The 20,542-nt window shown below is 44.7% G+C and carries 19 protein-coding genes; 6 read left to right on the top strand and 13 right to left on the bottom strand.

Features of this window, described 5'->3' with window-relative positions:
• Positions 1-18 precede the first annotated feature (18 nt).
• The 8 genes from sucD to sdhC form a co-directional block, all read right to left on the bottom strand.
• Positions 19-891, bottom strand: coding sequence for a succinate--CoA ligase subunit alpha (sucD, locus tag R7F64_RS15620; RefSeq protein ID WP_005382181.1), 873 nt, complete (start codon positions 889-891; stop codon positions 19-21).
• A complete protein-coding gene (gene sucC, locus R7F64_RS15615; RefSeq protein ID WP_318071879.1) occupies positions 891-2,057 on the bottom strand; it encodes an ADP-forming succinate--CoA ligase subunit beta in 1,167 nt (388 codons plus the stop codon). Before sucC ends, sucD begins: the two co-directional genes overlap by 1 nt.
• Positions 2,058-2,270: 213 nt before the next feature.
• Entirely contained in the window at positions 2,271-3,479 is a 1,209-nt protein-coding gene (odhB, locus tag R7F64_RS15610) for a 2-oxoglutarate dehydrogenase complex dihydrolipoyllysine-residue succinyltransferase (protein ID WP_005382177.1), read from the bottom strand.
• 28 nt (positions 3,480-3,507) lie between these two features.
• Positions 3,508-6,333, bottom strand: a complete 2,826-nt coding sequence (sucA, locus tag R7F64_RS15605) for a 2-oxoglutarate dehydrogenase E1 component (RefSeq protein ID WP_005382176.1) — start codon at positions 6,331-6,333, stop codon at positions 3,508-3,510.
• A gap of 171 nt (positions 6,334-6,504) precedes the next feature.
• Entirely contained in the window at positions 6,505-7,215 is a 711-nt protein-coding gene (locus R7F64_RS15600; protein WP_005382174.1) for a succinate dehydrogenase iron-sulfur subunit, read from the bottom strand.
• Between the two features lie 15 nt (positions 7,216-7,230).
• Complete coding sequence (sdhA, locus tag R7F64_RS15595; RefSeq protein ID WP_318057852.1) at positions 7,231-8,997, bottom strand: succinate dehydrogenase flavoprotein subunit; 1,767 nt, start codon at positions 8,995-8,997, stop codon at positions 7,231-7,233.
• A complete protein-coding gene (gene sdhD, locus R7F64_RS15590; protein ID WP_005382169.1) occupies positions 8,998-9,342 on the bottom strand; it encodes a succinate dehydrogenase, hydrophobic membrane anchor protein in 345 nt (114 codons plus the stop codon).
• On the bottom strand, positions 9,336-9,728 hold the full coding sequence (gene sdhC, locus R7F64_RS15585) for a succinate dehydrogenase cytochrome b556 subunit (protein ID WP_017634811.1): 393 nt from the start codon (positions 9,726-9,728) through the stop codon (positions 9,336-9,338). The genes sdhD and sdhC overlap by 7 nt, the downstream gene beginning before the upstream one ends.
• Before the next feature lie 396 nt (positions 9,729-10,124).
• Between sdhC and R7F64_RS15580 the strand changes: the two genes are divergently transcribed.
• A complete protein-coding gene (locus R7F64_RS15580) occupies positions 10,125-11,414 on the top strand; it encodes a citrate synthase (protein WP_005382163.1) in 1,290 nt (429 codons plus the stop codon).
• Between the two features lie 92 nt (positions 11,415-11,506).
• Here R7F64_RS15580 and R7F64_RS15575 read toward each other — a convergent pair whose 3' ends face one another.
• Positions 11,507-12,265 carry a Nif3-like dinuclear metal center hexameric protein gene (locus R7F64_RS15575; RefSeq protein ID WP_025766984.1) on the bottom strand — a complete coding sequence of 253 codons (759 nt, stop codon included), beginning with the start codon at positions 12,263-12,265 and terminating at the stop codon, positions 11,507-11,509.
• A gap of 232 nt (positions 12,266-12,497) precedes the next feature.
• Here R7F64_RS15575 and R7F64_RS15570 point away from each other — a divergent pair, with 232 nt between their 5' ends.
• Complete coding sequence (locus R7F64_RS15570) at positions 12,498-13,271, top strand: DUF1853 family protein (RefSeq protein WP_213915115.1); 774 nt, start codon at positions 12,498-12,500, stop codon at positions 13,269-13,271.
• Between the two features lie 61 nt (positions 13,272-13,332).
• Here R7F64_RS15570 and pgm read toward each other — a convergent pair whose 3' ends face one another.
• The gene (gene pgm, locus R7F64_RS15565; protein ID WP_065274259.1) at positions 13,333-14,979 is read right to left on the bottom strand and encodes a phosphoglucomutase (alpha-D-glucose-1,6-bisphosphate-dependent); all 1,647 of its coding nucleotides are present in this window, start codon (positions 14,977-14,979) and stop codon (positions 13,333-13,335) included.
• 92 nt (positions 14,980-15,071) lie between these two features.
• Positions 15,072-15,614, bottom strand: coding sequence for a replication initiation negative regulator SeqA (gene seqA / locus R7F64_RS15560; protein WP_005382149.1), 543 nt, complete (start codon positions 15,612-15,614; stop codon positions 15,072-15,074).
• A gap of 92 nt (positions 15,615-15,706) precedes the next feature.
• Here seqA and R7F64_RS15555 point away from each other — a divergent pair, with 92 nt between their 5' ends.
• The 3 genes from R7F64_RS15555 to fldA all read left to right on the top strand — a co-directional run bounded on the left by R7F64_RS15555 (position 15,707) and on the right by fldA (position 17,390).
• Positions 15,707-16,474 carry an alpha/beta fold hydrolase gene (locus R7F64_RS15555; protein ID WP_017819953.1) on the top strand — a complete coding sequence of 256 codons (768 nt, stop codon included), beginning with the start codon at positions 15,707-15,709 and terminating at the stop codon, positions 16,472-16,474.
• A gap of 112 nt (positions 16,475-16,586) precedes the next feature.
• Positions 16,587-16,808, top strand: a complete 222-nt coding sequence (locus R7F64_RS15550) for a DUF2788 domain-containing protein (RefSeq protein ID WP_005393038.1) — start codon at positions 16,587-16,589, stop codon at positions 16,806-16,808.
• Between the two features lie 48 nt (positions 16,809-16,856).
• Entirely contained in the window at positions 16,857-17,390 is a 534-nt protein-coding gene (gene fldA, locus R7F64_RS15545; RefSeq protein ID WP_005382146.1) for a flavodoxin FldA, read from the top strand.
• A gap of 52 nt (positions 17,391-17,442) precedes the next feature.
• On the opposite strand, the gene R7F64_RS15540 is transcribed toward fldA, so the two are convergent.
• Positions 17,443-17,946 (bottom strand): DUF4442 domain-containing protein, encoded by a 504-nt coding sequence (locus R7F64_RS15540; protein ID WP_005382144.1) that lies wholly within the window; start codon positions 17,944-17,946, stop codon positions 17,443-17,445.
• A 200-nt stretch (positions 17,947-18,146) separates the two neighbouring features.
• On the opposite strand from R7F64_RS15540, the gene fcrX reads away from it, so the two are divergent.
• A complete protein-coding gene (gene fcrX / locus R7F64_RS15535; RefSeq protein WP_005382141.1) occupies positions 18,147-18,596 on the top strand; it encodes a ferric iron uptake transcriptional regulator FcrX in 450 nt (149 codons plus the stop codon).
• Between the two features lie 222 nt (positions 18,597-18,818).
• On the opposite strand, the gene glnS is transcribed toward fcrX, so the two are convergent.
• Entirely contained in the window at positions 18,819-20,489 is a 1,671-nt protein-coding gene (gene glnS, locus R7F64_RS15530; RefSeq protein WP_318071878.1) for a glutamine--tRNA ligase, read from the bottom strand.
• Positions 20,490-20,542 lie beyond the last annotated feature (53 nt).

The following is a 20,542-nucleotide window of genomic DNA, read 5'->3' as shown; positions in this document are numbered from 1 at the left end:
ATTAAGTAGTGTGGTCGATTACCAACCCGTCACTTCACGTAGACCTTGGCCAATCTCTGCTAGAGATTTCACAGTTTTAACGCCAGCCGCTTCTAGTGCAGCGAACTTGTCTTCAGCAGTACCTTTACCACCAGAGATAATCGCACCAGCATGGCCCATACGCTTACCAGGAGGCGCAGTTACACCAGCAATGTAAGAAACCACTGGCTTCGTTACATTTTCTTTAATGTATGCTGCTGCTTCTTCTTCTGCAGTACCACCGATCTCACCGATCATAACGATCGCTTCTGTCTCAGGGTCTTCTTGGAACAGTTTTAGGATATCAATGAAGTTTGAACCCGGGATTGGGTCACCACCGATACCAACACAAGTAGACTGGCCGAAACCTTCGTCAGTGGTTTGTTTAACTGCTTCGTAAGTTAGAGTACCGCTACGAGATACAATACCTACTTTGCCTTTCTTGTGGATGTGACCAGGCATGATACCGATCTTACACTCATCAGGAGTGATAACGCCCGGACAGTTAGGACCAATCATGCGAACGCCAGTTTCTTCTAGCTTCACTTTCACGTCGATCATATCTGTAGTAGGGATACCTTCAGTAATCGTTACGATTAGCTCGATACCCGCGTCAATCGCTTCTAGGATTGCATCTTTACAGAAAGGAGCTGGTACGTAGATGACTGTCGCTGTTGCACCAGTCGCTTCTACTGCTTCGCGAACTGTGTTGAATACAGGAAGACCTAGGTGAGTTTGGCCGCCTTTACCTGGAGACACACCACCAACCATTTGCGTACCGTATGCGATAGCTTGCTCTGAGTGGAAAGTACCTTGACCACCAGTGAACCCCTGACAGATTACTTTAGTGTCTTTGTTAATTAATACAGACATTATTTAGCCTCCGCAGCATCAACAACTTTCTGAGCAGCATCAGTTAGCGACTCAGCAGCAATGATATCAACATCAGAATTAGCAAGAACTTCGCGACCTAGGTCAGCGTTAGTACCTTCAAGACGAACAACAACAGGTACGCTTACGCCTACCTCTTTAACCGCACCGATAATACCTTCTGCGATCATGTCACAACGTACAATACCACCAAAGATGTTAACAAGTACCGCTTTCACATTGTCATCAGATAGGATGATCTTGAATGCTTCAGCAACACGCTCTTTCGTCGCGCCGCCACCTACATCTAAGAAGTTAGCTGGTTTGCCGCCGTGTAGGTTTACGATATCCATCGTACCCATTGCTAGGCCTGCACCGTTAACCATACAGCCAACGTTACCGTCTAGTGCTACGTAGTTCAGCTCCCACTGAGCTGCGTGTGCTTCACGCTCATCTTCTTGTGAAGGATCGTGCATTTCACGAAGCTTAGGCTGACGATACAGTGCGTTTGAGTCGATGTTGATCTTACCGTCAAGACATAGCAAGTTGCCTTCGCCAGTAATCACAAGTGGGTTGATCTCTAGCAGAGCAAGATCGTACTGAGAGAACATAGTGCCAAGACCCATAAAGATCTTAACGAATTGTTTGATTTGGTCGCCTTCAAGACCAAGTTTGAACGCTAGCTCACGACCTTGGTAAGCTTGTGGACCTACTAGTGGGTCAATTGCTGCTTTGTGGATGAGTTCTGGCGTTTCTTCCGCAACTTTTTCAATTTCCACACCACCTTCGGTAGAAGCCATGAAAACGATCTTACGGCTAGCACGGTCAACTACCGCACCTAGGTATAGTTCGTTCGCAATATTTGAAGCTTCTTCAACAAGGATTTTTGTTACTGGCTGACCGTTAGCGTCAGTTTGGTAAGTCACTAGGTTTTTACCTAACCACTTCTGTGCAAACTCTTTAACGCCTTCTTTTGTATCGTGTAGCTCTACGCCACCCGCTTTACCACGGCCACCAGCGTGAACCTGACATTTAACTACTTTCTTGGCTGTACTAATACGGCCTGCGGCTTCAAAAGCTTCTTGTGGTGTATCACACGCGTAGCCTTCTGGCACAGGCAAACCGAATTCTGCAAACAGCTGTTTGGCTTGGTATTCATGCAAATTCATTTCGATATTCCGTTTGTTTTTCCCTTAAGGGATTTATTATTTCCATAACGCTGCAGTCTTGGCTGCTTGTACGTCTGTAGGGTCTTCTCAAATCAATCCTTCATCATGAGTTCTCATACTGAAGGATTCAAATGAAGGCCAAACGTTGAGCTAGTCTAGCCATTGAAATTTTTAACGTCTAGCTACCTACGATAACTAGACGTTTTAGCGATATTAAACGTCTAATAGGAGACGTGCTGGGTCCTCTAGTAACTCTTTAATCGTTACTAGGAAGCCAACTGATTCACGACCATCAATTAGGCGGTGATCGTAAGATAACGCTAGGTACATCATCGGCAAGATTTCAACTTTGCCATCCACTGCCATCGGACGCTCTTGGATCTTATGCATACCAAGAATCGCTGATTGAGGTGGGTTGATGATTGGTGTAGACATTAGTGAACCGAACACACCACCGTTTGTGATAGTGAAGTTACCGCCCATTAGCTCGTCTACCGTTAGCTTGCCATCACGACCTTTAATAGCCAGCTCTTTGATGCCTTTTTCAACATCAGCGAAACCAAGCTTGTCACAGTCTTTTAGGACAGGTGTAACTAGACCACGTGGAGTTGATACCGCCATGCTAATGTCGAAGTAGTTGTGGTAAACAATGTCATCGCCATCAATCGAAGCATTTACTTCTGGGTAACGCTTAAGCGCTTCTGTTACTGCTTTCACGTAGAAAGACATGAAGCCCAAACGAATACCGTGACGCTCTTCGAACTGATCTTTGTACTGCTTACGAAGGTCCATGATTGGTTTCATGTTCACTTCGTTAAACGTCGTTAGCATTGCCGTGTTGTTCTTCGCTTCTAGCAGACGGTTAGCGACTGTCTTACGAAGGCGAGTCATTGGAACACGCTTCTGACTGCGAGCCGCTGCCGGCACGTCAACCACTGCTGGCGAGTCTTCTTTTGACGCAGATTTAGCGTTCGCAAGATGCGCTTCAATATCTTCACGCGTAATACGACCACCAACACCAGTGCCTTTCACTTGGCTTGCTTCTAAGCCATGTTCAGCCAACAAACGGCGCACTGCTGGGCTTAATGCGTCATTACTTTCTTCGCTAAGCGCAGCTTTGTGACGCTTATCAGGAGATGCTTCAGTACCTTCTGTTTTGTCTGCAGTTGGTTCACCTGCAACTGCGCCTGGCTTCAATTTAGCAATGATTTGTTTAGAAAGTACTGTCGCACCTTCTGCTTCAACAATAGCTTCTAAAACGCCAGCTTCCGGAGCTGGAACTTCTAGCACAACTTTGTCTGTTTCGATGTCAACCAAAACCTCGTCACGCTCTACTGCGTCGCCTGGTTGTTTGTGCCATGTCGCTACGGTTGCATCAGCAACTGATTCAGGTAAATCTGGAACCAGAATTTCAATTGTCATATCTGTTTCTTCCTTTAACTTCTAATTCTTAATTCGAAGTTTTTGAGTTCACGTTCAGAGCGTCTTCAACCAACGCTTTTTGTTGTTTCAAGTGCACCGACATGTAGCCAACTGCTGGCGAAGCAGAAGCTGGGCGACCTGCGTATTTAAGATTTGCACCTGCAGGAATAGCGGCACGGAAGTTATGTTGGCTACAGTACCAAGCACCTTGGTTCTGAGGTTCTTCCTGACACCACACGAAGTCTTCAACGTTAGTGTATTGAGCAATTGCTGCTTGTACTTCTTCCATTGGGAATGGGTAAAGCTGTTCAATACGCACGATAGCAACATCGTCTTGCTCGTTGTTACGGCGCTGCTCTAGTAGGTCAAAGTAAACCTTACCAGCACAGAACACGACACGTTTCACTTTGCTTGGTTCTAAATCATCTACTTCTGGAATTGCAGATTGGAATGTACCATCCGCCAAGTCTTCAATCGTTGAAGTACATAGAGGGTGGCGCAGCAAAGATTTCGGCGACATAACAATGAGAGGTCGACGCATTGGGCGTACAACCTGACGACGAATCATGTGGTACACCTGAGCCGGTGTTGAAGGAACCACAACCTGCATATTTTGCTCAGCACAAAGCTGAAGGTAACGCTCTAAACGTGCAGATGAGTGCTCAGGGCCTTGACCTTCATAACCATGAGGTAGAAGCATAGTAAGACCGCACAAACGCGCCCACTTTTGCTCGCCTGACGAGATAAACTGGTCGATAACAACTTGTGCACCGTTGGCAAAATCACCAAACTGTGCTTCCCAGATAGTTAAACCACCTGGTTCGGCTGTTGCGTAACCGTATTCAAACGCCAACACAGCTTCTTCTGACAATACTGAGTCAAAGACTTGGAATGGCCCTTGGTTGTCATGAATATTCGCTAATGGAATGTAAGTGCTTGCATCGGTTTGGTTATGAAGAACCGAGTGACGGTGGAAGAAAGTACCACGACCCGAGTCCTGACCAGAAAGACGAATACGCTTGCCATCGTCAACCAATGTAGCATACGCCAATGTTTCAGCCATACCCCAGTCAATGGCTTTTTCACCGGTCATCATTGCTAGACGATCGTTGTATAGCTTATTAACACGGCTTTGCAGTTTATGGCTTTCTGGGTACTGACACAGACGATTGCCTAGCTCAATAAGGCGTGTCTTGTCGTATTTTGAATCCCACTCCATATCCCATTCGTGCCCTAAGTAAGGGGACCAGTCTACAGAGTGCAACGCCATTGGACGCCATTCTTTAACAACCACTTCACCGCGATCTAATGCATCGCGATACTCATTGACTAACTGAGTCGCTGTCTCGATATCTGATTCATTTTTATCGATCAGAACATCTGCATACAATTTGCGTGGTGTAGGATGCTTTTTGATTTTCTGGTACATCAAAGGCTGAGTCGCATTTGGCTCATCCGCCTCATTGTGGCCGTGGCGACGGTAACATACAAGATCGATCACGACATCGCGCTTGAACTCGTTACGGTAATCCAATGCAATGCGAGTAACAAAAGCAACTGCTTCTGGGTCATCTGCATTTACATGGAAAATTGGCGCCTGCACCATCTTCGCGATATCGGTACAGTACATCGTAGAACGCGTGTCACGAGGATTAGACGTCGTAAAGCCTACTTGGTTGTTGATGACGATACGTACCGTACCACCAACTTGGAACCCACGAGCAAGAGACATGTTGAACGTTTCGGCAACCACACCCTGACCAGCGATTGCAGAATCACCGTGGATGGTGATAGGAAGCACTTTGCTACCTTGATTATCACCCAAGCGATCTTGACGTGCTCGAACTGAGCCCATGACTACTGGGTTTACGATTTCTAGGTGCGACGGGTTAAATGCAAGTGCTAAGTGAACATCACCGCCAGGAGTCGCAAAATCAGCAGAGAAACCTTGGTGATATTTCACATCACCCGTACCCCAAGTTTCGTCGTGTTTACCGGCGAACTCATCAAACAGGTCTTGAGGTTTCTTACCAAGTACGTTCACCAGCATGTTCAAACGACCGCGGTGAGCCATACCGATAACCACTTCACGCATTCCACTTGTACCCGCATGACGGATCAACTCTTTCGTCATCGGAATCAGCGCATCACCACCTTCTAAAGAGAAACGTTTTGCACCTGGGAATTTCGCCCCGAGGTAACGCTCCAAACCTTCAGCGGCTGTTAGCTCTTCTAGGAATGTGCGCTTCTCATCTTTGTTGAATGATGGCTGGCCTACGACAGACTCAAGGCGTTGCTGAATCCAACGCTTTTGCTCTGTGTCAGTCATGTGCATGTATTCAGCACCGATGGAACCGCAATAAGTTTTGTTGAGGGCTTCATAGATATCTTTCAACTTCATGGTTTCTTGCCCAACAGCAAAAGAACCTACGTTGAAAGTTTCTTCGAAGTCATCTTCGGTAAGATTATGAAAAGCAGGGTCTAACTCCGCCACTGTTGGGCGTTGCCATAGACCTAGTGGGTCTAATTCTGCAGCTTCATGCCCGCGGAAACGGTATGCGTTGATTAGCTGTAGAACTTTTACTTGTTTTGCATCGACATCTGGGTCACTAACTTGGACATTGTAATGCTTTGTTTCTCTAGCGAGTCGTCGGAAGTAGTCACGGACACGTGAATGTGGTTGTTCTGCCACTTCTTCTGATGGCTTAGGCAAGCCTTCAAAAACACGTTTCCACTCCTCACTTACCAGATCGGGATCACTTAGATACAGTTCGTAGAGGTCCTCTACATACGTTGCATTGGCGCCAGCCAAGTGTGAAGACTCGAGCCATGCCTTCATCACGCCGTTGTGCATATTTTCCCTTAACCAGTAGTTTTCACGTTTGCTTCGGTCTTTGCCGAGCTATAAGAGCCGACTAAAAATACGGTCGGCAATTTTTGTATTCTTTACTCGAATATTACTGAAGCAGTGAAGCGGTCATATCGGGTGATCCGCAACACTGCGACATTCCTAAGAGCGAGTAAATTAAACCGAACGATTAACCAACATCGACTTAATGTGACCGATGGCTTTCGTCGGATTTAATCCCTTAGGACAAACACTTACACAATTCATGATGCCATGGCAACGAAAAACGCTAAATGCATCATCAAGATCAGACAAACGTTCATCTGTTGCCGTATCGCGGCTATCAATTAGCCAACGGTACGCTGCGAGAAGACCAGCTGGGCCGATGAATTTATCAGGGTTCCACCAGAATGATGGGCAAGACGTTGTACAACATGCACACATGATACATTCGTACAATCCATCTAAATGCGCACGATCATCAGGCGATTGTAGGTTCTCACGTGATGGTGGTAATGCACCATCATCAATCAAGAATGGTTTAACTTTCGCATAGTTATCATAGAACTGCGTCATGTCAACGATAAGATCGCGCACGACAGGTAACCCTGGTAGTGGACGAATAACTATCTTATCGCCTTGTAGAGCAGATAACGGTGTGATACACGCTAGGCCGTTTTTACCATTCATATTCAAACCATCAGAACCACATACCCCTTCACGGCATGAGCGACGGAACGCGATGCTTGGATCTTGCTCTTTTAGCAGAATCAATGCATCAAGCACCATCATGTCTGAGCCTTCGTCTACCTCAAGGGTATACTCTTTCATGTAAGGCTTGGTATCCACATCCGGATTGTAACGGTATAAAGAGAAGTTTAATTTCATAGTCGTATCCTCCCTTTAGTATGTACGTACTTTCGGCGGGAAAGCTTCACGATGCGTTGGCGTCATGTTCACATCACGCTTAGTCATCGCTTCTGTTTCCGGATTGTAGATAGAGTGGCATAGCCAGTTCTCATCATCACGCTCAGGGAAATCGAAACGAGCATGTGCGCCACGACTCTCTGTACGGTAGTTTGCTGCAACGGCAGTTGAAAACGCGGTTTCCATCAGGTTATCAAGTTCTAGACACTCAATACGCTGCGTGTTGAACTCTGAAGACTTGTCCGCTAGATGCGCATCTTTCAAACGTTCGCGAATCACTTTCAACTCTTCTAGACCGGTTGCCATCGCATCGCCTTCACGGAATACCGAGAAGCTGTTTTGCATGCATGCTTGTAGGTCTTTACGAATCTGAACTGGATCTTCACCACCAGTGCTGTTTTCCCAACGCATAGTACGCGATAGAGACGCTTCAATATCAGATTCTGTTGCAGGACGAGCTTCTGCTTGCGCTGCTAGCGTTTCGCCAAGGTGCAAGCCAGTAGCACGACCAAATACGACCAAGTCTAGTAATGAGTTGCCGCCCAGACGGTTAGCACCGTGTACCGATACAGAAGCAATCTCACCACATGCGTAAAGGCCTTGTACTTCCATCTCGCTACCGTCGGCCTTCTGCTTAATTGCTTGGCCAGAGACTTGAGTAGGTACACCACCCATCATGTAGTGACAAGTTGGAATTACTGGAATTGGCTCTTTCACAGGGTCAACGTGTGCAAATGTACGAGACAGTTCACAGATACCTGGTAGACGTGATTCAAGTACTTCTTTACCAAGGTGATCAAGTTTCAACTTGATATGTGGACCCCAAGGACCATCACAGCCGCGGCCTTCACGGATTTCAATCATCATTGAACGAGCAACCACGTCACGACCAGCGAGGTCTTTCGCGTTTGGTGCGTAGCGCTCCATGAAGCGTTCACCATCTTTATTTAGAAGGTAACCACCTTCACCACGACAACCTTCCGTCACTAGAACACCCGCGCCAGCAATACCTGTTGGGTGGAACTGCCACATTTCCATGTCTTGCATTGGAACGCCTGCGCGAAGTGCCATACCAACGCCATCACCCGTGTTGATGTGCGCGTTAGTGGTCGATGCGTAAATACGACCTGCACCACCTGTAGCTAGAATGGTTGCTTTCGATTTGAAGTAACAGATTTCACCCGTTTCCATACAAATCGCAGTACAACCCATGATTGCGCCGTCTTGGTTTTTCACAAGATCCAAAGCGTACCACTCCGAGAAGATGGTTGTTTTGTGTTTTACGTTTTGCTGGTAAAGCGTGTGAAGAAGTGCGTGGCCAGTACGGTCTGCAGCTGCGGCTGTACGAGCAGCTTGCTCACCACCAAACTCTTTAGATTGACCACCGAATGGACGTTGGTAGATGGTACCGTTATCGAAACGAGAGAATGGCAGACCCATTTTTTCAAGCTCGATAACTGACTCAGGACCATTTTTACACATGTATTCAATCGCGTTCTGGTCACCGATGTAGTCGGAACCTTTAACGGTATCGTACATGTGCCATTGCCAATCGTCTTTGTGCGAGTTACCCAGAGCAACAGTAATGCCACCCTGTGCAGACACAGTATGAGAACGTGTTGGAAATACTTTTGACAACAAAGCACATGATAGGCCTTGTTCTGAAATTTGTAGTGCAGCGCGCATACCTGCACCACCAGCGCCGATTACTACGGCATCAAACTCACGAACTGGAATAGACACTTACGCACCCCACAGAATAAATAGACCAGAGAAGACATAGCCGAATAGCACGGCAATAACACCAAGTTGTAGTGCGCCACGTAGTTTCGCGCACTTAATGTAATCAGTTAATACTTGCCACAAACCAACCCAAGCGTGAATCAGGATCGAGACAAGTGCCAACATGGTGAATACTTTAGTGAAGGTACCACCAAAGAATTGGGTCCAAGATGCGTAAGAGATATCTGAAAATGCACAGAAGCTAATCAGATAAATCGTGTATAGCGTCATAATGATTGCAGTTGCACGAATTAGTAGGAAATCGTGTACACCATTACGACCAAATGAAGATACGTGTTTTACCATACCAAGATCCCCGCCAATAATGATAATACTGCTGTTGCACCAAACGCGACTTTAGCGCTCATCGTGCCTGAATCTAGTTCTTCAAAGTGACCTAGATCCATCAATAAGTGACGGATACCACCTGCGATGTGGTAGGCAAGTGCAGTAAGAATTCCCCACAGGATGAATTTTACGAAGAAGCTATCGACGATGTCAGCGGCTTCCATAAAACCCATTGGGGATGACAGAGAAATGGATAGTAACCACAGTAATATACCCACCGCAACAAACGTAATTACCCCAGACACACGGTGTAGGATGGATGCGATTGCTGTGATAGGAAAGTGGATGGTCTGTAAATCTAAATTAACAGGTCTTGACTTTCTTTCTTTCACGGGCTTGCTCACTCAGCTCCATTGAGCATTTATTGTTATAACCAATTTCAGCTTCCAAACGTACAAAAGTTAACATCTATTTAACAAATATCGCGAGTAACCACTCAGATAATTGTAAACAAGTTGTTAACAAACGGAATCCAGCAACAAACCTCACTCTTTGTTTCTAGCCCCGAATTTATAAGGATTTAACTAAAATTTTCTTTGCCAATATACGGCGAGCAACATTCTAATACAATTGGTGTAACAAATTATGCTACATAGAACAGATTTTTAACGATTTTCATGAGAAAAATCATAACAAGTGCACACAAAGATGGAGAAAAATTGACTTTAAGCTTTAACAACAGTACAAAAATGGCACATAAACATCCTGGACGGATTAAATAATAAACAAAGGAGATTGTTATGGCGGATAAGAAAGCGACCCTTCATGTTGAAGGTCAAGCGCCAATCGAACTGCCAATTATGGACGGTACGCTAGGTACACCTGTAATTGACGTTCGTAAGCTGGGAGCCAATGGTTACTTTACTTTTGACCCAGGTTTTCTTGCCACTGCATCTTGTGAATCATCAATCACGTACATCGATGGCGGCAAAGGTATTCTTTTGCACCGCGGTTTCCCGATTGATCAATTAGCCAATAACGCAGATTACTTAGAAGTATGTTACATCCTTCTTTATGGTGAAGCCCCTACCCGAGAACAATACGAGCAATTCAAAACGACCGTTACTCGTCACACAATGGTACACGAGCAAATCGCAAGCTTTTTCCATGGCTTCAGACGCGATGCTCACCCAATGGCGGTAATGTGTGGTGTAGTTGGAGCACTTGCAGCCTTCTATCACGACTCTCTTGACATTAACAACGACGAACACCGCGAAATTGCAGCGTACCGTCTGCTGTCAAAAATGCCAACACTGGCGGCGATGTGTTACAAATACTCTATCGGTCAGCCATTTATTTACCCTCGTAACGACCTTAGCTACGCTGAGAACTTCTTGCATATGATGTTCGCAAACCCTTGCGAAGAGTATGAAGTAAATCCTGTGGTTGCCCGTGCGATGGATAAGATTTTCACTCTACACGCGGATCACGAACAGAATGCGTCGACATCAACTGTACGCCTAGCTGGCTCTTCTGGTGCGAACCCATTTGCATGTATTGCCGCTGGTATTGCATCCCTTTGGGGACCTGCTCACGGTGGTGCAAACGAAGCCTGCTTGAGAATGCTAGAAGAGATTGGCAGCGTCGATAACATCCCTGAATATGTAGACCGCGCGAAAGACAAAGATGACCCATTCCGCTTAATGGGCTTTGGTCACCGCGTTTACAAGAACTACGACCCACGTGCGACAGTAATGCGCGAAACGTGTCATGAAGTTCTCAAAGAGCTAAACATTCAAGACCCTCTGCTAGACGTTGCAATGGAACTTGAGCGCATTGCACTTTCTGATGAGTACTTCGTGTCTAAGAAGCTGTACCCGAACGTAGACTTCTACTCAGGTATCATTCTTAAAGCGATTGGTATTCCAGTTTCTATGTTTACGGTTATCTTCGCGATTTCTCGTACCATCGGCTGGATTGCTCACTGGAACGAAATGCACAGCGATCCACTGAACCGCATCGGTCGTCCTCGTCAGCTATACACTGGCGAAACACAACGTGAGTTTTCTCCACTTCACGAACGTGAATGATCTTTTAGTACGAAGATAGACAAACAAAAGGGTTGAGATTTTCGTCTCAACCCTTTTTTCTTTTTTGCGTTTAACGTTATTAATGGAGAACGCTAAACCGGATTATCAATATCGATAAACTCCACATGTAGGCCATATTCATCCGCTAGCCATTTGCCTAAGGCCTGAACACCATAACGCTCAGTAGCATGATGACCTGCAGCAAAGTAATGAATGTCCATTTCACGAGCAGTATAAGTGGTGCGCTCTGAAATTTCTCCAGAGATAAATGCATCCAGCCCGTGCTGTACAGCAAGTTCAATGAAATCCTGCCCTCCACCAGTACACCAGCCGACTGTCTCAATCATCTTATCAGTATTCTCTGGAGCGATATGCAGAGGCTCTCTTTCAAGAACTTGGTTGATCTTACTCGCAAATTCAACACCAGACATCGGCTTTTTCAAGCGCCCAAACATAGCAACTGACTGAGGGTGCCCTTCAAGCCCACCTTCTACTTCGATTTCAAGTAAGCGAGCTAATTCAGCGTTGTTGCCTAGCTCTGGATGAATATCTAGAGGAAGGTGATAACCATATAAGTTGATATCATTTTTGATCAGGCTACGAATTCGTTTACCTTTCATGCCACGAATTGGCTCAGGCTCACCTTTCCAAAAATAGCCATGATGAACAAGCAATGCGTCTGCATTAAGCTCAATCGCTTTATCGATTAAGGCTTGAGAGGCGGTTACGCCAGTGATAATACGCTTTACGGCTGGCGTCCCTTCTACCTGTAACCCGTTTGGTGCGTAATCTTTAATTAACTGCGGTGACAGTTTGTCATTAAGAATCTGTTCTAGCTTTAAGTTATTCATTATTACTTCCAATTTCTAGCGCATGTAAACCTAAATAACCTCTCGATGAAATCAGACCGAGAGTGTGCAACCTAGTTGATACAACAACGTTTTGACATCTGGCACCTTGATATCATTTAGGTATTTAAAGTGTATCTCGAACCCTAATATCGATGCTAGCCACCCTACCCTCAAAAGCAAATTTAGTTACAATAACAAAGCTTGTCGCCTCACCATACATTTAGGGATACGGATGAACCAACTGCAACGCTTTTACCAATGGATCGCCACTTCACCTCCGCTTTTCAAGTTACGCCCTCCGTTTGCAACCTTAGAAGATGTCTCGGTCAAACCTTTGAATAGCTCAGAACAATACAATGGTAATCCGAGACTGGGTTTTTTATATCAGCACCTATGCACTGCGGCTCTTTCTAATTCAGAACGATATCAGATTATTGCCGAAGAAATTCAGTTAAACGACGCTGAAGGTAAGACCATTGGTGCTGTCGATTTGGTGTTGAGGAATACAGAATCAAATCAGATAGAACATTGGGAAGTGGCGATTAAGTTTTATCTTCTTTACAACGGCATTTGGTATGGCCCGAATGCTCACGACCAGTTACATGCGAAATTGGATAGAATGCTCACGCATCAACTGAAAATGAGCGATCGCCCGGAATTTCAAAAAATAATTCCTTTAAACGACTCTCCAGAAGAGCGCCTAATGATGCAAGGACGACTCTATATTAATCCATTTACTCCAGAGCCAACTCCTAAGGAGTGCTTGGGTTATGAATTAAATCCAAGTCAGATTAGTGGTTACTGGTGCTATCAAAGTCAATGGGATTTAATTAGTAAACCCCTTTATCATTTACATAAACCATGCTGGGCGACCGGTACAGACGATTTCTCTCAACCTATTGAAAAGCCTTTAGATCGATTCATACACGCACAAACGGAAGACGGTCAATTCTGGTTTGTGGTACCAGATTCATGGCCCGGAGATAAAGCTGTTCGGGGCACTTAAACATGAAAGGGTTGATGTTTTCACATCAACCCTTTGCTAGATACATTGACCATTGGATGTTTTACAAACCAGCGGCTGCAAACACTTGATTAACGATCTCTTGTGCTTCTGCTTCGATTTGTTTTAGGTGCTCTTCACCTTTGAAGCTTTCACAGTAAATCTTGTAGATGTCCTCTGTGCCTGATGGACGAGCAGCGAACCAACCGTTAGCTGTCGTTACTTTAAGGCCACCAATCGCAGCACCATTGCCTGGTGCATGCGTTAGACGAGCAGTGATCTCATCACCTGCTAGAGTTTCAGCCGCAACCATTTCTGGTGACAACTTCTTCAATACGTCTTTTTGTGGGCCATTTGCTACAGCTTGAATACGGTTGTACTTCGACTCACCGTGCTTCGCCGCTAGCTCTTCATAGTAATCTTGTGGGTTCTTACCCGTTACCGCAGTGATCTCTGCTGCTAGAAGGCATAGCAAGATGCCATCTTTGTCTGTTGACCAAGGCGTGCCATCTTTACGAAGGAAAGACGCACCAGCACTTTCTTCGCCACCGAAACCAAACTTACCAGTGTACAGACCGTCTACAAACCATTTGAAACCAACAGGCACTTCACATAGCTCACGACCTAGATCCGCAACAACACGGTCAATCAGCGCACTTGAAACTAGTGTTTTACCAACAGCGACATCTTTACCCCACGCGTCACGATGACGGTACAAGTAGTCAATACAAACGGCTAAGAAGTGGTTCGGGTTCATCAAACCTTTTGGCGTAACGATACCGTGACGGTCGTAGTCAGGATCGTTACCAAATGCTAAATCGTATTCGTCTTTCAGTGCCAATAGACCCGCCATTGCGTAAGGAGAAGAACAGTCCATACGCACAACGCCGTCTTTATCTAGCGACATGAATTGGAAAGAAGGATCGATCGATTCACTTACTAGCGTTAGGTCTAGGTTGTATGCCTGACCAATTTGACGCCAGTAATCGATACCGCTGCCACCCAATGGATCTACACCAATCTTCAGGTTCGCTTTTTGGATTGCTTCCATATCAATAACGTTCACCAGGTCATCGATGTATGGCTTCACCAAGTCCATCTCTACAAACAGATCCGATGCTTTTGCTTCTGCTAGTGGTAGGCGTTTAACACCTTGTAAACCTCCAGCAATCAATTCGTTCGCACGATCTTCGATAGCTTGAGTCAACTCAGCTTCTGCAGGACCACCATGTGTCGGATTGTATTTGATACCGCCGTCTTGTGGTGGGTTATGTGATGGGGTAATAACGATACCGTCTGCTTTTTCATCGTGTTTGATGTTGTAAGTCAGAATCGCGTGTGAAATACCCGGTGTTGGCGTGTAACCGTTGTCTTGTTGGACAATCACTTTCACACCGTTTGCAATCAGTACTTCAATCACACTTGAGAAAGCAGGCTCAGATAGCGCATGCGTGTCTTTACCCACAAACAACGGGCCAGTTGTGCCTTGCTCAGCACGAACTTCTGCTACCGCTTGAGCGATCGCTAAAATGTGGTTTTCGTTAAAAGTGTGCTTGTCTGCAGTACCGCGGTGGCCAGAAGTACCAAATTGAACTTTGTGTTCTGCGTTTGCCGCGTCTGGTTGAAGTAAGAAGTAGTTAGCGACGAGTGCTGGGATATTGTGAAGATCTTCCTGCTGCGCTTTTTGCCCAGCACGAGGGTGCATAGCCATGTTTGACATCCTTTCTTTCAATACAAATAAAATTAAAAAAGCCTCATAATATCCGCTCACTGCGACGCATTATGAGGCTTCTATCAGGTTTCTTAGATTGAACCTGTTACTTTTTCTATTAAGTCAGGTTGGAACCCCATGTGTGCCATAACTTGTTCAACCATCTGTCTTTTACGACTTGTATTGTTATTCGTGATAACCCAAAACGGTGTGCCAGGAATGGCTTTTGGCTTGGTCGTATTACCGTTTGCTAGCAAGGTTTCTTCATTATCTGCAAAGTACACGCGTTTGCGTCCTTTTACATTCGTAGCCTGGGCGAAACCTTCTGGATTCAATTTATGTAAGGTCGATAATACCAACATAAAGCGATCAATCGCTTTTTTTAGACCGGCAAACTCATCAGAAATAAGCAGCGAACGCATTTCTTTCACTACATCAACAGATTCCGTTTTACCCGCATCTTTACTTACTACAATCCCTTGTGGCTTCTCTACTACAGGCGCGGCTTTAGCTTCCTGCAACTGACCATCAAGGTTTAAAAGGCGTCGCAAAATATCCGAGGCGCTTTCACCGATATGCTTAGTTTGACTAGCTATATAACGGTATAGATCCTCATCAACCTCAATTGTTTTCATTCGCTTTTCACATTCTCAATGTTTAAACTCTGGGGGATTATAACGAGATCCACGCGGATACTCCACGTTAAACCCATCACGAATAAGATAAAATGTCAGCATTACTCAACTATAAGCAGGAAGGCCAAGGCCAAACAGTTGTTTTGATTCACGGATTGTTTGGTAGTTTAAGTAATCTGGGTCTACTCGCCCGCGATCTTATTAAAGATCACACGGTGATCAGTATTGATCTGAGAAATCACGGCCTCTCTTTCCACTCCGAAGTCCATAACTATACCGATATGGCAAAAGATGTGGCTCAGCTCCTTCAGCACTTAAACGTTGAGCCATCTATTGTTATTGGTCACTCCATGGGCGGAAAAGTCGCGATGGCTCTTGTGGACATTGCTCCAAATGTAGTCAAGCAGTTAGTCGTTCTCGACATGGCGCCTGTAGCCTACACTACGAACCGTCACGATAATGTTTTTAACGGCTTACATGCTGTTATTAATGAAAAACCAGCAAATCGACAGCAAGCCATGGATATCCTAGCTCAACATATTGAACTCGATGGTGTAAGACAATTTCTCTCTAAATCACTGTACAAAAATGGCGATAAGATGGATTGGCGGTTTAACGTACCGAGCCTTTTTGAGAATTATGACCAAATTATTGGCTGGCAAGAAATCACACCAACAGATATCCCAACTTTATTTATCAAAGGCGGCGACTCTGACTACTTAATGCCAGAACATCAGCCGGCAGTGAAGCGACAATTTAACCATGCTAAAGCACACATTATCGCTGGCACTGGTCACTGGTTACACGCCGAGAAACCGACAGAAGTAATGAGAGTCATTCGAAAATACATTTCGAGTTAACAAATTCGAAAAGCAACACTAGATTATTGAAATAACCCTTCTTGTAGTGCATTAACTTTACCGTTTAACAGTGGTATAGTGCGCCCAAGATTTTTCGGCATGAAGGGCTAAAATGCTTTACGACTATATGGATATGCTCGAGTCTATTGGGCTCGATCTTCTTTTTGCTGCTATCTTTTTTTTCATCGGGATGGCGATAAAAGATGTGCTAAAGCAAGGCAATGTACCTGTTTTTGGTCGTCGTATTGTGTGGTTAGTCCTTTTCCTAGGCTGTGCTGGCTTTATTGCAAAAGGTGTAATTCAGCTAACTTGGGAAGGCTCAGGGTTAGGTTAAACCCTTAGTAGTATCGCCAATAACAAACAATGTAAAGGTATAGACTCTATGGCAAGTGTAGGTATCTTCTTCGGTAGCGACACAGGTAATACTGAAGCCGTTGCAAAGATGATTCAAAAGCAACTAGGTAAACATCTAGTTCACGTTCAAGACATCGCGAAAAGCAGCAAAGAAGACATTGATAACTTCGATCTTCTTCTTCTAGGTATCCCAACTTGGTACTACGGCGAAGCACAATGTGATTGGGATGACTTCTTCCCTGAACTTGAGCAAATCGACTTCTCTACTAAGCTAGTGGCTATCTTTGGCTGTGGCGACCAAGAAGACTACGCAGAATACTTCTGTGACGCGATGGGCACAGTCCGTGATATCGTTGAATCTAAAGGCGGCACAATTCTTGGCCATACCTCGACAGAAGGCTACGAATTTGAAGCGTCTAAAGCACTTGTTGAAGGTGACGAAAGCCAATTCGTAGGTCTATGTATTGATGAAGACCGCCAACCAGAATTGACTGACGAGCGTGTTGAAAGCTGGGTTAAACAGATCTATGAAGAGATGTGTTTAGCTGAGCTAGAAGGCTAATCAAATTGAATGATGCAAAGACCTCCACTTGGAGGTCTTTTTGTATGTATTGTCACACAGCATCGGTAAGTACTTCCTCTTCGCGATACTGAGGTTTCTTTCTTACATAAAGCTTGCGTTGAACCTCTGAAACCACATTCCCCTGTTTATCTTTTACATGAGTAATAAACTCAGGAAAGCACTTTTCTCCATTCCGTGTCATTTGATAAATGTTTTCCAGCATCCCTTCAGTGACCTCAAATTCTGCAAACAAATCACTTTGCCCCGGCTTAATAAAGTTAATGCTTGCCTCTTTATCCCACACATAATATTCCTCTCGTAGAATCCCCATCAGCATCAACGAGTAAATAGGATCAGTTAAAGAGAAAATACTGCCGCCATATTGGGTGCGATTGGCATTTTTATTCCACCAGCGAAGCTTTAAACGTACCTTTACAGTACGGAAGTCTTGAGAAATATGTAAGATTTTAATACCCGCCCCCCAAAAAGGAGGCCAAATATTGAGTGCGAACTTTACAATTCCTGGTTTGTATATCTTCGCTAGTCGCCTATTCATCGCTATCCCTGCCCTCTCCAAGCTTAATGTTACACAATTGTAACTGGTCAGAGCTGTAATATAATGGACCTGTTTCTAATTTACAAAAAGATTCTATTAACCCTTTGAAGTTCGTGGTTTAATGTTCCGAACGCTTATCCTATAATGGTAGGAAGATTGAATTCTGTTAAATCGCTGCAGATGATCCAACGGGAAAGTATATGTCAGATAATAATCAGGCGCTGAAGGATGCGGGTTTAAAAGTAACCCTTCCGAGGCTAAAAATTCTAGAAGTACTTCAGCAGCCAGACTGCCAGCACATCAGTGCTGAAGATTTGTACAAAAAGTTGATTGATCTAGGTGAAGAAATTGGCCTAGCAACTGTTTACCGAGTTCTAAACCAGTTCGACGATGCTGGTATTGTAACTCGTCACCACTTTGAAGGTGGAAAGTCAGTCTTCGAATTATCGACTCAACATCACCACGACCACCTAGTGTGCCTAGACTGTGGTGAGGTAATTGAATTTTCTGACGATCTTATTGAAGAACGTCAAAAAGAGATTGCAGCTAAGTACAATGTCACACTAACAAACCACAGCTTATACTTGTACGGCAAGTGTAGCGATGGTGGTTGTAAAGACAATCCAGATGCACACAAACCGAAAAAATAAGGGTTTGTTAATTTAAAAAGTAAACGTCAGCACATGCTGGCGTTTTTTGTTTCTAGAAGTCAGTACCTTAGACGTCAGTACTTTGGTTACAGAACAAAAGCTACTAAACACCCATCTTTTTTCTCCACAGTTTTGCACATCTATATAGCACTCTGTGGGATTAGGTATAAAAAATGCCAGCGTTTGCTGGCATTTTTTCATCGTTCTCAGCATTAATTGAGATTATTGATTCTCAATTTTTGCCCAGGTATCACGTAGACCAACCGTGCGGTTGAATACTAGATTATCTGCTGAAGAGTCTTTAGAGTCTGCACAGAAGTAACCCATACGTTCAAACTGGTAACCTTTTTCTGCTTCTGCAGAAGCTAGGCTAGGCTCGACGAAGCCATTGATCACAACTAATGATTCAGGGTTGATAGTAGAAGCAAAATCTTCCGCTGCGCCTGGGTTTGGCACCGTAAATAAACGATCGTACAGACGAATTTCCGCTGGAAGAGCTTTATCAGCTGACACCCAATGAATAACGCCTTTCACTTTACGACCATCTGCTGGGTTTTTACCTAGCGTATCTGCATCGTAAGAACAGAAGATCGTTGTGATGTTGCCTTCGGCATCTTTTTCAATGCGCTCAGCTTTGATCACGTAAGCACCACGTAAACGAACTTCTTTACCTAGCACTAAACGCTTGTACTTTTTGTTCGCTTCTTCACGGAAGTCTTCACGCTCAATCCACAATTCACGCGTGAATGGCACTTCACGCACGCCCATTTCAGGTTTATTTGGGTGGTTGGCAACTGTCAAGTTTTCTACTGCGCCTGCTTCAAAGTTTTCGATAACAACTTTAACAGGATCCAGTACAGCCATTGCACGCGGAGCGTTCTCGTTTAGGTCATCACGAATACAAGATTCTAATGAACTAAACTCGATCATATTTTCTTGCTTCGTTACACCAATACGCTTACAAAACTCACGAATAGATGCAGGTGTGAAGCCACGACGACGCAGACCTGAGACAGTCGGCATACGTGGATCATCCCAACCATTAACCAGTTTTTCAGTAACTAGCTGGTTAAGCTTACGCTTAGACATCACTGTGTATTCAAGGTTTAAACGACTGAACTCGTATTGATGTGGACGGCTTTCGATCGTGATGTTGTCTAGAACCCAATCGTACAGACGACGGTTATCCATGAATTCAAGCGTACAAATAGAGTGCGTAATGCCTTCTAATGCATCAGAAATACAGTGCGTAAAGTCGTACATTGGGTAAATGCACCACTTATCACCAGTTTGGTGGTGCGTAGCAAAACGCACACGGTATAAAACTGGATCGCGCATGACCATGAATGAAGAACCCATGTCGATTTTAGCACGAAGACACGCTTTACCTTCTTCAAATTCACCAGCGCGCATTTTTTCAAACAACGCCAAGTTCTCTTCAACAGAACGGTCACGGTATGGACTTGGTTTACCTGGCGCCTTTAGTGTGCCGCGGTATTCACGAATTTGCTCTGGACTTAGCTCATCTACGTACGCTAAGCCTTTGTTAATCAATTCAATTGCATATTCGTAAAGCTTATCGAAGTAGTTTGATGAGTAACATACTTCACCACTCCACTCAAAGCCCAACCAGTTTACATCTTTCTTGATAGACTCAACGTATTCGATGTCTTCTTTTTCAGGGTTTGTATCGTCGAAACGCAGATTACATTGACCCTGGTAGTCCTGAGCAATACCGAAGTTCAAACAGATAGACTTAGCATGACCGATATGCAGGTAGCCATTTGGCTCCGGCGGGAATCGAGTATGCACGCTAGTGTGTTTACCATCCGCTAGATCTTTATCAATGATCTGGCGAATAAAGTTTGATGGACGAGCATCAGCTTCACTCATCTATAGCACCTCAAAAATATTAGTATTGTCAGAGAAAACGGAACCCTGTATCC

The organism is Vibrio sp. Vb1980, assembly GCF_033338615.1.
GTDB lineage: Bacteria > Pseudomonadota > Gammaproteobacteria > Enterobacterales > Vibrionaceae > Vibrio > Vibrio alginolyticus.
The sequence above is the reverse complement of the archived record's forward strand: the minus strand, read 5'-3'. Positions and strand labels throughout refer to the sequence as shown.

What these genes read in the sequence shown, in the direction of transcription:
- sucD (WP_005382181.1), bottom strand. Translation starts at nt 891, where the DNA reads ATGTCTGTATTAATTAACAAAGACACTAAAGTAATCTGTCAGGGGTTC.
- sucC (WP_318071879.1), bottom strand. Translation starts at nt 2,057, where the DNA reads ATGAATTTGCATGAATACCAAGCCAAACAGCTGTTTGCAGAATTCGGT.
- odhB (WP_005382177.1), bottom strand. Translation starts at nt 3,479, where the DNA reads ATGACAATTGAAATTCTGGTTCCAGATTTACCTGAATCAGTTGCTGAT.
- sucA (WP_005382176.1), bottom strand. Translation starts at nt 6,333, where the DNA reads ATGCACAACGGCGTGATGAAGGCATGGCTCGAGTCTTCACACTTGGCT.
- R7F64_RS15600 (WP_005382174.1), bottom strand. Translation starts at nt 7,215, where the DNA reads ATGAAATTAAACTTCTCTTTATACCGTTACAATCCGGATGTGGATACC.
- sdhD (WP_005382169.1), bottom strand. Translation starts at nt 9,342, where the DNA reads ATGGTAAAACACGTATCTTCATTTGGTCGTAATGGTGTACACGATTTC.
- R7F64_RS15580 (WP_005382163.1), top strand. Translation starts at nt 10,125, where the DNA reads ATGGCGGATAAGAAAGCGACCCTTCATGTTGAAGGTCAAGCGCCAATC.
- R7F64_RS15575 (WP_025766984.1), bottom strand. Translation starts at nt 12,265, where the DNA reads ATGAATAACTTAAAGCTAGAACAGATTCTTAATGACAAACTGTCACCG.
- R7F64_RS15570 (WP_213915115.1), top strand. Translation starts at nt 12,498, where the DNA reads ATGAACCAACTGCAACGCTTTTACCAATGGATCGCCACTTCACCTCCG.
- pgm (WP_065274259.1), bottom strand. Translation starts at nt 14,979, where the DNA reads ATGGCTATGCACCCTCGTGCTGGGCAAAAAGCGCAGCAGGAAGATCTT.
- seqA (WP_005382149.1), bottom strand. Translation starts at nt 15,614, where the DNA reads ATGAAAACAATTGAGGTTGATGAGGATCTATACCGTTATATAGCTAGT.
- R7F64_RS15555 (WP_017819953.1), top strand. Translation starts at nt 15,707, where the DNA reads ATGTCAGCATTACTCAACTATAAGCAGGAAGGCCAAGGCCAAACAGTT.
- R7F64_RS15550 (WP_005393038.1), top strand. Translation starts at nt 16,587, where the DNA reads ATGCTTTACGACTATATGGATATGCTCGAGTCTATTGGGCTCGATCTT.
- fldA (WP_005382146.1), top strand. Translation starts at nt 16,857, where the DNA reads ATGGCAAGTGTAGGTATCTTCTTCGGTAGCGACACAGGTAATACTGAA.
- R7F64_RS15540 (WP_005382144.1), bottom strand. Translation starts at nt 17,946, where the DNA reads ATGAATAGGCGACTAGCGAAGATATACAAACCAGGAATTGTAAAGTTC.
- fcrX (WP_005382141.1), top strand. Translation starts at nt 18,147, where the DNA reads ATGTCAGATAATAATCAGGCGCTGAAGGATGCGGGTTTAAAAGTAACC.
- glnS (WP_318071878.1), bottom strand. Translation starts at nt 20,489, where the DNA reads ATGAGTGAAGCTGATGCTCGTCCATCAAACTTTATTCGCCAGATCATT.